The 11,392-nt window shown below is 63.8% G+C and carries 11 protein-coding genes; 5 read left to right on the forward strand and 6 right to left on the reverse strand.

All coding sequences use genetic code 11. The annotated features are described in order from the left end of the window. Window positions 1-5 precede the first annotated feature (5 nt). Window positions 6-1,232 (reverse strand): beta-ketoacyl-ACP synthase I, encoded by a 1,227-nt coding sequence (fabB, locus tag BLP76_RS09365; RefSeq protein WP_092811902.1) that lies wholly within the window; start codon window positions 1,230-1,232, stop codon window positions 6-8. A 36-nt stretch (window positions 1,233-1,268) separates the two neighbouring features. After that, entirely contained in the window at window positions 1,269-1,796 is a 528-nt protein-coding gene (fabA, locus tag BLP76_RS09370; RefSeq protein WP_092811904.1) for a 3-hydroxyacyl-[acyl-carrier-protein] dehydratase FabA, read from the reverse strand. A gap of 196 nt (window positions 1,797-1,992) precedes the next feature. Here fabA and irrA point away from each other — a divergent pair, with 196 nt between their 5' ends. After that, window positions 1,993-2,421, forward strand: a complete 429-nt coding sequence (gene irrA, locus BLP76_RS09375; protein WP_092811906.1) for an iron response transcriptional regulator IrrA — start codon at window positions 1,993-1,995, stop codon at window positions 2,419-2,421. Between the two features lie 169 nt (window positions 2,422-2,590). Further along, a complete protein-coding gene (locus BLP76_RS09380; RefSeq protein ID WP_092811908.1) occupies window positions 2,591-3,706 on the forward strand; it encodes an ABC transporter ATP-binding protein in 1,116 nt (371 codons plus the stop codon). A 231-nt stretch (window positions 3,707-3,937) separates the two neighbouring features. Here BLP76_RS09380 and BLP76_RS09385 read toward each other — a convergent pair whose 3' ends face one another. Further along, window positions 3,938-5,470, reverse strand: a complete 1,533-nt coding sequence (locus tag BLP76_RS09385; protein ID WP_092811910.1) for a YifB family Mg chelatase-like AAA ATPase — start codon at window positions 5,468-5,470, stop codon at window positions 3,938-3,940. A 333-nt stretch (window positions 5,471-5,803) separates the two neighbouring features. Here BLP76_RS09385 and BLP76_RS09390 point away from each other — a divergent pair, with 333 nt between their 5' ends. Then, window positions 5,804-6,499 (forward strand): YrbL family protein, encoded by a 696-nt coding sequence (locus BLP76_RS09390; protein ID WP_170130556.1) that lies wholly within the window; start codon window positions 5,804-5,806, stop codon window positions 6,497-6,499. Window positions 6,500-6,570: 71 nt separating this feature from the next. Here BLP76_RS09390 and gshB read toward each other — a convergent pair whose 3' ends face one another. The 3 genes from gshB to rsmI form a co-directional block, all read right to left on the reverse strand. Then, window positions 6,571-7,518, reverse strand: coding sequence for a glutathione synthase (gshB, locus tag BLP76_RS09395; RefSeq protein WP_092811914.1), 948 nt, complete (start codon window positions 7,516-7,518; stop codon window positions 6,571-6,573). A gap of 91 nt (window positions 7,519-7,609) precedes the next feature. Continuing rightward, window positions 7,610-7,975: a YraN family protein gene (locus BLP76_RS09400; RefSeq protein WP_092811916.1), complete on the reverse strand. Its 366-nt coding sequence runs from the start codon at window positions 7,973-7,975 to the stop codon at window positions 7,610-7,612. Between the two features lie 16 nt (window positions 7,976-7,991). Beyond that, on the reverse strand, window positions 7,992-8,855 hold the full coding sequence (gene rsmI / locus BLP76_RS09405) for a 16S rRNA (cytidine(1402)-2'-O)-methyltransferase (RefSeq protein WP_244514520.1): 864 nt from the start codon (window positions 8,853-8,855) through the stop codon (window positions 7,992-7,994). Window positions 8,856-9,005: 150 nt separating this feature from the next. On the opposite strand from rsmI, the gene BLP76_RS09410 reads away from it, so the two are divergent. Together BLP76_RS09410 and BLP76_RS09415 are read left to right on the forward strand one after the other, a co-directional pair. Next, window positions 9,006-10,178 (forward strand): penicillin-binding protein activator, encoded by a 1,173-nt coding sequence (locus BLP76_RS09410; protein ID WP_092812130.1) that lies wholly within the window; start codon window positions 9,006-9,008, stop codon window positions 10,176-10,178. A 120-nt stretch (window positions 10,179-10,298) separates the two neighbouring features. Further along, complete coding sequence (locus BLP76_RS09415; protein ID WP_092811920.1) at window positions 10,299-11,369, forward strand: acyltransferase family protein; 1,071 nt, start codon at window positions 10,299-10,301, stop codon at window positions 11,367-11,369. Window positions 11,370-11,392: the final 23 nt, after the last annotated feature.

Below are 11,392 nucleotides of genomic sequence, written 5' to 3' on the forward strand. Positions count from 1 at the left end.
AGACATCAGGAACCGAGCCGTTGAAACACCAAAGTGGCATTGGTGCCGCCAAAGCCGAAGGAATTCGACAGGGCTGTGTTGATCTCCACGCCGTCGCGCCGCTCGCGCAGAATTGGCATGTCGGCGAAGGCGGGATCCATCTCCTCGATATGAGCACTCTCGCAGATGAAACCGTTTTGCATCATGAGAAGCGTGTAGATCGCTTCCTGAACACCCGTGGCGCCTTGCGAATGCCCGGTCAGCGATTTCGTCGCCGCGATCGGTGGACATGCATCGCCTGAGCCGAACACCTCCCGGATCGCCTCGATCTCCTTGAGGTCACCGACCGGCGTCGACGTCGCGTGCGGGTTAATGTAGTCGATCTTCTCGCCGACGTTCTGGAGCGCCATGCGCATGCAGCGGACCGCTCCCTCGCCGCTCGGCGCGACCATATCGACCCCATCGGAGCTGGCGCCATAGCCGACGATCTCGGCATAGATCTTGGCGCCCCGCGCCTTGGCGTGCTCCAGCTCTTCGAGGACGAGGACGCCCGCCCCGGCACTGATGACGAAGCCGTCGCGGTTCTTGTCGTAAGCGCGCGAGGCAATGGCCGGACGATCGTTGTACTTCGTGGACAGCGCACCCATGCCGTCAAACAGCACCGACAGGGTCCAATCGAGCTCCTCGCAGCCGCCGGCGAACATCACATCCTGCTTGCCATATTGAATTTGCTCGCAGGCATTGCCGATGCAATGGTTGGACGTCGCGCAGGCGGAGGAGATCGAATAATTGACGCCCTTGATCTTGAACCAGGTCGCAAGCGTCGCCGAAGCCGTCGACGACATGGCTTTCGGCACCGCGAAGGGGCCGACCTTTCGCGAGGAACCTGTCTCACGGGTCTTGTCGGCCGCCTCGATGATGGCGCGTGTCGACGGGCCGCCGGAGCCCATGATGATGCCGGTGCGCTCGTTGGAGATGTCGTCCCTTTCGAGCCCCGAATCCGCGATCGCCTGTTCCATCGCGACGTGGTTCCAGGCCGTGCCGCCGCCGTGGAAACGCATGGCGCGCCGGTCCACGACCGTGCTGGCATCGAGCGTCGGCGCGCCGTGCACCTGACTGCGCAGGCCATGCTCGGCATAAGACGGCGCGAACACGATCCCCGAGCGCGCTTCGCGCAGGCTGGTGAGAACCTCCTGCGTATTGTTGCCGATTGAGGATACGATCCCCATACCGGTGACGACGACCCGTCGCATCACCTTCTCCCTTTGATAGTCCGGTCCTGGCGCGACTTACGCGGTGGCAACAGCCTGATTTGCCGTGAACAGCCCGACCTTCAGATCTTTTGCGCGGTAAATGACTTCGCCGTCGGCCTTCAGCCAGCCATCGGCAATGCCGAGCGTGAGTTTGGAGCGCAGAATGCGCTTCAGCTCTATTCCGTACTCCAGTCGTTTGACGGTCGGAAGAACCATGCCGGTGAATTTTACTTCGCCGACGGAAAGCGCGCGGCCCTTACCCGGCGCGCCGAGCCAGCCGAGGAAAAAGCCGAGAAGCTGCCAAAGGGCATCGAGACCCAGGCAGCCCGGCATCACCGGATCGCCATGGAAATGGCAGGGAAAGAACCAGAGGTCGGGACGTACCTCCATCTCGGCACGGATCCGCCCCTTGCCGTATTCGCCACCTTCGTCAGCAATCTCCGAAATACGGTCGAACATCAGCATCGGCGGCAGCGGCAATTGCGCATTGCCCTCCCCGAAAAGCTCTCCCCGCCCGCAGGCAAGAAGGTCCTCATACTCGAAATGGCTGCGCCGCTCATTCATTGCATTGGTCTTTCTGTGAGGCGGGTCATCTGGGTTCCTTAACGACAACCCGCTACCTAACATACCGCGTCGCGTAGCGAAACCGACGCGCGCGGCAACAGCGACACAGCGTCAGAGTTGTCAGAACGATACAAATTCGCATATAGGGCTAAAGGCAGCGTCCTTTAAACTCTTTGGCTGCCGAGAGCGAGCTGACATGACGGCTATACACAACCACAATTCGCCCGAGCAGCTGACCCGTTGGCTGCGTCGTGCCGGTCTGCGGCCGACGAGACAGCGAGTGGCCCTGGCCGGTCTGCTGTTCAAGAAAGGCGATCGCCATATTTCTGCGGAGCTTCTCCACGAGGAAGCGCAATCCATGCGGGTCCCGGTCTCGCTCGCGACGATCTACAACACCCTGCATCAGTTCACGGAAGCTGGGCTGCTGCGAGAAGTCGCAGTCGATGGGGCGCGGACCTATTTCGACACGAACGTGTCCGACCATCACCATTTCTTCGTGGAAGGTGAAAATTCGCTCATGGACATCGAAGGGCCGGTCAGCCTGACGCAGGTTCCAGAGCCGCCGGAAGGCATGGAAATCACCGCCGTCGAGGTCGTGGTCCGGGTGCGCCGCACGGACGCCTGAGACAGGCGCCTGACGGGGATTTCTCAGTCTTAGCGGCCGAAGAGAGCTTTGCGCCGAACGGGGTTGCAGCCACTCGCCTCATCGCGCGTTTCCCAGACAATTGCTGCAGCGAAGGGCCGCTGGCGCCTTCGCTGCCAAAGCGATCGGTCGTCAAATGGGAGGAGCTTCGATGGCCAATCTCAGGCTGAGAGGTGTCGATAAGGCCTTCGGCAAGGTCAAAGTACTTCAGGACATCAATCTCGACATCGAGGACGGGGAATTCGTCGTTTTCGTCGGCCCGTCCGGCTGCGGCAAATCCACGCTTTTGCGTGTGATCGCCGGGCTTGAGGACATCACCCACGGGACGCTCGAGATCGGCGGGGAAGCCGTCAACGATCGCACTCCGAAGGAGCGCGGCATCGCCATGGTGTTCCAGTCCTACGCGCTCTATCCGCATATGAGCGTGTACGACAACATGGCCTTCGGGCTCCGCCTCGACAAAGGGGCCGGGCGCGATGCGGTGGACAAGCGGGTTCGCGAGGCGGCGCGCATTCTCCAGATCGAGCCCTATCTCGACCGGCTGCCGAAGGAGCTTTCCGGGGGCCAGCGCCAGCGCGTGGCGATTGGGCGCGCGATCACCCGCGATCCGGCGGTCTTTCTCTTCGACGAGCCCTTGTCGAACCTCGATGCGGCGCTGCGCGTGCAGACGCGCATCGAGATCGCCCGTTTGCACGAGAAGATGCCCGACACGACCATGATCTATGTGACCCACGACCAGGTGGAGGCGATGACGCTCGCCGACCGCATCGTCGTGTTGAACAAAGGCCGGGTCGAGCAGGTTGGGACGCCGTTGGAGCTCTACCACCGGCCAGACAATTTGTTCGTGGCGAAGTTCATCGGATCGCCCGCGATGAACGTTCTAGCTGCCACCTTCACCACCGCGCAGGACACGCTGCGGATCGCACCCGACGGCGGCAAGGATCTCACTTTGCCGCGTCCCGAGGGGATTGCCGTCGCACAAGGCCCTGGCCATCTCGGTGTCCGCCCGGAAAGCCTCCGCCTTGCGGAAATGGACGAGGAGGCACTGATCGAAGGCGAGGTCACGCTGGTGGAGCTTCTGGGCGAGGTCACGCTCGTCTACGTCGATATCGGCCGCCAGGACGATCCGGTGGTGGCGAAGCTTGCCGGGGAAGTGGCGATCGAGCGCGGCGAAAGCGTGCGTCTCGCCGCCGATGCCGCGGATTTGCTGCTCTTCGACGAGAGCGGCCGGGCCCTTTCCAGAGATCGCCTGCAGAAAGCGGCCTGACCGCCCGGCTTTGGCGAGAGTAGCTCGACGGGCGAAAGGCCCCGGTTTGGGCGAGACCGCCTGCGGCAGCGCCGCCCTTTCTGAGGATGATCACCGGAGGACGCCCGAACGCAACCTCGGACGCCCCCGTCGGAGGCCCCCTTGGACGCCCCTTGGGGTCCCCCTTTCAAGCGCCCCCTTTACGACGTCACGCGGGCGGAGGGCTCTACGGTTTTTCCGCGGGCACTTTCATCATGCGGCCGCGGCGAGCAGAGAGGCGCTCTGGCGGTAGCTCAAGGCCTCGGCCACATGGATGCGGCGCACCTTTTCCTCCTGATCGAGATCGGCGAGCGTGCGGGCGACTTTGAGAACGCGATGGTAGCCGCGCGCCGACAAGCCCATCGCTTCTGCGGCATCGCGAATGAGACGGGCACCGGCCTCGTCCGGAGCTGCGACATCTTCAACGACGCGGCTGCCGGCGCGCGCATTGATACGCAGGCCCGGCAAGCCGCGGGACATATAGCGCTCCGCCTGCATCGCACGCGCCGCCGCGACACGCTCGCGCACCGCCGCGCTCGGCTCCGCCTCGGCGGGTCCGATCAGATCGATGGCAGAGAGTGCCGGCACTTCGATCCTGAGATCGATGCGGTCGATCAAAGGCCCGGAGAGCCGGGCCTGATAGTCGGCGGCGCAACGGGCGCCGCGCCGGCAGGTGTGCCCGGGCTCACCTGCCATGCCGCAGCGACACGGGTTCATCGCCGCGATCAATTGAAACTCGGCCGGATAGGTGACGCGGTGGTTGGCGCGCGCGATGGCGGCCTCGCCGGTCTCCAGCGGCTGGCGTAGCGAATCGAGCACGGCCGGTGTGAATTCCGGCAATTCATCGAGGAAGAGCACGCCGTGATGGGCAAGCGACACCTCGCCCGGTCGCGCATTGATGCCACCGCCGACCATCGCTGCCATGGAGGCCGAATGATGCGGCGCCCTAAAAGGCCGCTGGCTCGACAGCCGCCCGCCGGCGAGTGTCCCGGCGATCGAGGAGATCATCGACACGTCGAGGAGTTCGCGCGGCGCAAGCGGCGGCAGGATCGACGGCAGTCGGCTTGCCAGCATCGATTTGCCGGCGCCCGGGGGGCCGATCATCAGCATGTTGTGGCCGCCGGCTGCGGCAATCTCCAGCGCCCGTTTGGCGCTCTCCTGGCCGTGGATTTCGGAGAGATCGGGAAGGACCTCGCTTGCGGCACGAAGCGCGGGCTTGGGCTGAGACAGAACCTGACTGCCCGCGATGTGATTGGCGAGCGCTATCAGGCTCTTCGGTGCCAGAATGGCGAGGTCCTCCCCCGCCCAGGCCGCCTCCCCGCCGCAGGCGGCTGGGCAGATGAGCCCCTTCTTCAGAGCATTGGCGCTGATGGCGGCCGGCAGCACCCCCGCCACCGCTTCGATACGGCCGTCGAGGCCGAGTTCCCCAAGCACCACATGATCCCCGACGGCATCGGCCGGAATGGCGCCCATCGCCGCCATCAGGGCAAGCGCGATCGGCAGATCGTAATGGCTGCCTTCCTTGGGAAGATCCGCCGGGGCGAGATTGACGGTGATGCGCTTCGCCGGGAGGGCGAGGCCCGAGGCATGGATCGCCGCCTGCACACGTTCGCGGCTTTCCGCGACCGCCTTGTCGGGCAGGCCGACGATATTGAAGAGCGTGCGTCCCGGCGCGATCAGCACCTGGACATCGACGGGGATCGCTTCGACCCCGCGAAAAGCCACTGTCGTAACGCGAGAAACCATCGTCTCTGCCCCCGTTCTGATTGCAGAATGACTCAGCTTTCACGTGATGACAAGAACGAAAACGGAACGCGATCTGGGAGCGCACCTGTTGCGCAAGAGAAACAATAAGAAACGCATCGGTCACATTTCCGAGCTTCTGACCTCCCAGTCCTTGAAACTGCCATCGCCGAGGACTTTATGACAGATACATAACACTCGCGGCGGGTCGACGCTGCGTATGCGAACAGGCGGCCGGGGCACATGGTCTGCGATTCGATTGAAAAAAGGCGCGCTTCGGCGCGCCTAAGGGCGTTTTTTGCGCCGGTTTGGGCGTTTGTCGCTGGACCGGAAACGATGCATGCGCAGGCGGACCGGCGGTCCCTGGCCGGCACCGTCGATCTCAGCCGGGCGATCCCGTTTGCGCGCGGCGGGCGGCGGCTCTGCTTTGTCGATCCCTCCAGAAAAGACCGCGGGATCAAGGTGCGACGACCGGATTATACGCTTGCCGACCAGCGCCGGTCAAAAGCTGCGTGGAAGCGTCTGCGCCCGCTCGTGCGCTTCGATGACAACCGCCAGGACGAGCACATCCTGCGCCGCCTCGGCCAGGTCCGCGGCGAGGCAGCCTTCGCGCATGTGGCACGGCAGTTCGGCTTCGTGCCGACAAGCCTCGGGATGGGGCTCTCGGTGGAGCTCATTCGCGACGGCGACGGCGAGATCTCACGTACGCTCGAAAGCTATCTGACGATCCACGGCTATTCGCCGGAATGTCAGGCAGCCGTCGAGACGTTTTGCGACCATCTCTTCACCTATCGTGTCCCGACGCGAAAAATCATGTTGTGCAATGTTCTCGTCCAGGAAGATGTCGACGGCCAAATCCGCCGCCTCGTCCTCATCGACGATTTCGGTACGACCAATTATTACCCGTTCTTTCTGCGTACCGACGCCTCGCAACAGCGGAAGGTCTTGCGAAAGGTCGACGATTTCGTCGCCCGCATCCACGGCTTCATCGCCGGCGACGTGATGCCCTCGGCCGTCTCGCTTCTCGACTGACGAAGCTCGCCCGGGCCAATCTTCGCCCGGGCAGATCTTGGCGCGGCAAGGCCTTCGCCGACAGTTGCCCGTCAGCCCTTGCAGCGCTTTTCGATCGCGTCCCACACCATCGCAGCCGCGTCGATATCCGAAAAACGCTGCAGCTCGCGGATGCCTGTGGGCGAGGTGACGTTGATCTCCGTCATCACGTCGCCGATCACGTCGATGCCGACGAGGATGAAGCCGCGCGCCTTGAGTTCCGGGCCGATACGGGCACAGATCTCGCGATCGCGATCGGTGAGTTCGGCGGCAACGGCCTTGCCGCCGACATGCATGTTGGAGCGCGCATCGCCGACTGCCGGGATCCGGTTGATCGCCCCGGCGGGCTCGCCGTCGACGATGATGATGCGTTTGTCGCCCTTACGTATCTCCGGCAGATAGCGCTGCACGACGAAGGGCTCGCGGAAGGTCGTCTCGAAAAGTTCGATCAGCGAGGAGAGGTTTTCGTCCCCCTCGCTGATACGGAAGACCGCCGCGCCGCCATTGCCGTAGAGCGGCTTCAGGATGATGTCGCGATGCTTTTCGCGGAAGGCGCGGATCGCTGCGATGTCCCGGGAAATCAGCGTCTCCGGCATCAGATCTGAGAATTCGGTGACGAAGAGTTTTTCCGGTGCGTTGCGCACATGGGCGGGATCGTTGACGACGAGGGTCTTCGGATGGACCCGCTCCAAGAGATGCGTCGCCGAGATATAGGCCATGTCGAAGGGCGGATCCTGGCGCATCAGGACGACGTCGAAATCTTCGAGCCCGAGCTGCTGTTCCGCCTCGTCGAGATTGTAATGGCGGCCGACCTCGTCGGCGACACTCACCGCCCGCATGCGGGCAAAGACGCGGCCGGCCTCCATCGAAAGGTGCCGCGGCTCGTAATAAAAGAGGCTGTGGCCGCGCTGTTGCGCCTCCAGCATCAGCGCGAAGGTCGTATCGCCGCGAATATCGATCTGAGCGATCGGATCCATCTGCACTGCGACTGAAAGGGCCATTGGTCTCTCCGTTCTTCCGGCTTCTGCGTTAGCCGCGCTTCATTCCCGATGCAATCAAGTGGCCCGATGCAATCAAGTGGGCCGGAGGCAATCAATTGGGAGGGCGAAAGGCGTCCGCAAGATGCCGGGGTAAACGAAAAGGGGAAACGAGAACGAGATCGAAGCGCTGCGTGAACTCCATGGCGGCGGGATGCCGCGAGGTCCAAACGCTTGCGGCGGCGCCGATGCGCCTTTCGCTGCGTGGGGTGAGCGCCCAGTCTGCCGCCTCTCTCTCACCGCGAAGCTTCACCTCGACGAAGGCGACGGTGCGGCCGCGACGGGCAATGAGATCGATCTCGCCAAGTGGCGTCCGGTAGCGGCGTGCGAGGATCCTATACCCCTTCATCATGAGGAAGAGCGCCGCCGCCATCTCGGCCATATGGCCCTGTCGGTAGGCCCGGCGCCGCTTGTCGCTCATTCAGTGCCCCCGCCTCTCACTCCTTGCCGAGCGAAAGCGCGCGCTGATAAAGCGCGCGCCGGGGCAGACCGGTTTCATCGGCCACCTCGCGGGCGGCATCCTTGACCCCCATGGTGCCAAGACGCTCAGCTAGCATGCGGTCGAGATCCTCCTCATCTAAGCCTGCGCCCGCCTCCTTGGGTGCGGGGGGCCCAACCACCACGACAATCTCGCCCTTGTCCTGCTCGCCGGCCGCATCGGCAAGATCGGCGAGCGAACCGCGCAAAAACGTTTCATGAAGCTTCGTCATCTCCCGGCACAGGCAGACGGGCCGGTCGCCGAGGATCTGTGCCGCGTCGCGGGCAAAGGCCCGGAGCCGATGCGGCGCTTCCAGAAGCACGAGAGCGAAGGGGAGATCGGCGAACCGGCGAAGCGCGTCGCGTCGCGCCTTCTCCTTCGCCGGCAGAAAACCCAGAAAAAGCGTCGCCTCAGCCGAAATCCCGGCAACGCTCAGGGCCGCGGTCAGGCTCGATGCTCCCGGAATCGGATGGACGGCAACACCTTCGGCGGCAGCACGTGCGACGAGCCGAGTTCCCGGATCGGAGACGACCGGTGTTCCGGCATCTGTGACGAGGGCCACGGCCTCGCCCTCCGCCATCAGCTTGACGAGGCGCTCGTCGACATCGGGATGGGAGTGTTCGTGATAAGCGGTGAGACGCGTGGTGATGCCGTAGCGCGACAGGAGTTTTCGGGTAACGCGGGTGTCTTCAGCCGCGATCACGTCGGCGGCGGCCAGAACCTCCAGCGCGCGGATGGTGATGTCGCCGAGATGGCCGATCGGCGTCGCCGTGACGTAGAGGCCCGGCTCGAGATGCGGCGCCGTCAATGCATGGCCCCGCATGACGAAAATTCTATCTCTGTCTCCGGCCATTCTCTGCGGCTGCCCTTGAGACGGCGCCACGCGCCGCTTATGACGAATGCCTAGGATCCAAAAGGGGGCCTGGCAACCATTCCGGGCGGGAGAGACGACGTGTTCAGGCGGAATTTTTCGATGCCGAGTGGCCTTTTCGGCTGGTTCGCGGCAACTCTCCTATTCCTGTTTCTGGCGGGATGCACCTCCATGTCGGGGAACGGCGGGGGCAATCTGCCGGTCAATCAGGGGCCTGCCGCTCCAACCGGCGAGGTCATCGGCAGCGGCGCCACTCGCGTCGCCATGCTTCTGCCGCTGACGGCGACGGGCAATGCCGGCAATGCCGCGCAGGCATTTCGCAATTCCGCCGAGACGGCGATGCGCGACTTCCCCAACGTGCCGATCTCGCTCATCGTCTATGACACCGGTGGCACGCCGGCCGGGGCGCAGGCGGCCGCCCAGAAGGCGGTCTCAGAGGGAACCAAGATCGTTCTCGGACCGCTTTTCGCCTCATCGGTGAGCGCTGCCGCACCCGTGGCGCGCCGCGCCAATGCGCCGATGGTGGCCTTCTCGTCCGACACCGCAGTTGCCGGCCCGGGCGTCTATCTCCTCAGCTTCCTGCCGGGCTCGGATGCAGAACGCATCGTCTCCTATGCGGCGAGCGAAGGGCGGGAATCCTTTGCCGCGCTCCTGCCCAACAACGCCTATGGCACCGTCGTCGACGCGGCCTTCCGCCAGGCGGTCGCCAATTCGGGTGGACGGGTCGTCGCGATCGAGCATTACGACCTCACCGACGCCGACATCCGGGCGAAGACGGCCGATATCGCGGCGATTTCCTCACGCATCGATGCGCTTTTCATTCCCGACGCCGGCCAGGCGCCGGCCCTCATCTCGCAGGCGCTCGGCTCCGCCGGCAGCAACATCAAGCTTTTGGGCAGCGGCCAGTGGAACGATCCGGCCGTCCTCAACAACGGCGCGCTCGCCGGCGGCTGGTTCCCGGCACCGACGCGGCGCACTTTCGACGGGTTCGCCGCGCGCTATCGGGCGGCCTATGGCTCTGAGCCGCCGCGCAACGCGACACTTGCCTACGACGCCACGGTTCTGGCGGCCGGGCTCGTACGGCAGAATCCCGACGATGCGTTTTCCGCGAGCCTTCTCACCAATCCGAACGGCTTCAACGGCGTGGACGGCGTTTTCCGCCTCAAATCGGACGGTACCAATCAGCGCCAGCTCGCCGTTTACGAAGTCACCGGCTCCGGCGCCCGCCTGATCGACGAGGCTCCCCGTTCCTTCTCCGGCGCAGGCGGCTTCTGACGCAGCGCCGGTCTTCGCCTTCAAAACGTGCAATTTTAACTGTCTTTTAGAATTCGTCGCGACGTCGCGGAGCAAGCTTCGCATATTAGGGAGAGTTTCTTCCGAAAGAAGGATCGCGCCATGGATGCGGCCGGCACGGCGAACACCCCATTAAGAACGCGTGTCGCATGGGTCGACGTCGCCAAGGGTTTTTGCATCATCATGGTGGTGATGATGCATTCCACGCTGGGGGTGGAGAAGGCGGTCGGCGCCAACGGCTGGATGAATTACGTCGTCGAATTCGCCCGCCCCTTCCGAATGCCCGACTTCTTCATGATCGCGGGGCTTTTCCTGTCGGCCCGGATCACCGCACCTTTGCGCCTCTATGTCGACCGCAAGATCCTGCATTTCGCGTATTTTTACGTGCTCTGGCTCACCATCCAGTTCGTCCTGAAGGCCCCGGAATTCGCCTCGGACTATGGCTGGGGCGGCGCCTTGCTGTTCTATCTGAAGAGCTTCGTGGAACCTTTCGGCACGCTCTGGTTCATCTACCATCTGGCGATCTTTTTCGCCGTGACGCGCCTCGTCCACGGCCGCGTGCCCGCCTGGCTCGTCTGGCTGGTGGCAGCCGGGCTTGAGATCGCGCATATCAACACCGGCTCGATGCTGATCGACGAATTCGCTTCCCGCTTCGTCTATTTCTACACGGGCTTCATCCTGGCGGATGCGATTTTCCGCTTTGCGGACCGTGCCGACCGGCATCTCCTTTTCGGTGTCGGCTATCTGGCGGTCTGGAGTGCCCTCAACGCGGCCTGCGTGTTCGGCGGAATCTCGAAACTGCCCGGCATTTCGCTCGGCCTCGGTTTCGCGGGGGCGGTCGCGGTCTGCACCTTCTCCGTTCTTCTCGCCAAGACGTTCGTCTTGCGCCCCTTGACCTATCTCGGCGCCAATTCGATCGTCGTCTATCTCGCCTTCTTCCTGCCGATGGTGGTGACCCGCAGCATCCTTTTGAAGCTCGGTGTCATCACCGATATCGGCACGATCTCGCTTCTCGTCACGGCGGCGGGCGTCATCGGCCCGGTGATCCTCTACGAGTTTACCCGCCGTACCGGCTGGGGCACCTTCCTCTTCGTGCGCCCCGCCTGGGCCCGGATCGACCAGCCCTGGCGCAGCAAACCCGGACAGAAGGCGGCGATCGCTCCGGCGGAGTAAAACCTCTCTTCGCAGGGGATGCG

The organism is Afifella marina DSM 2698, from assembly GCF_900102695.1.
Lineage (GTDB): Bacteria > Pseudomonadota > Alphaproteobacteria > Rhizobiales > Afifellaceae > Afifella > Afifella marina.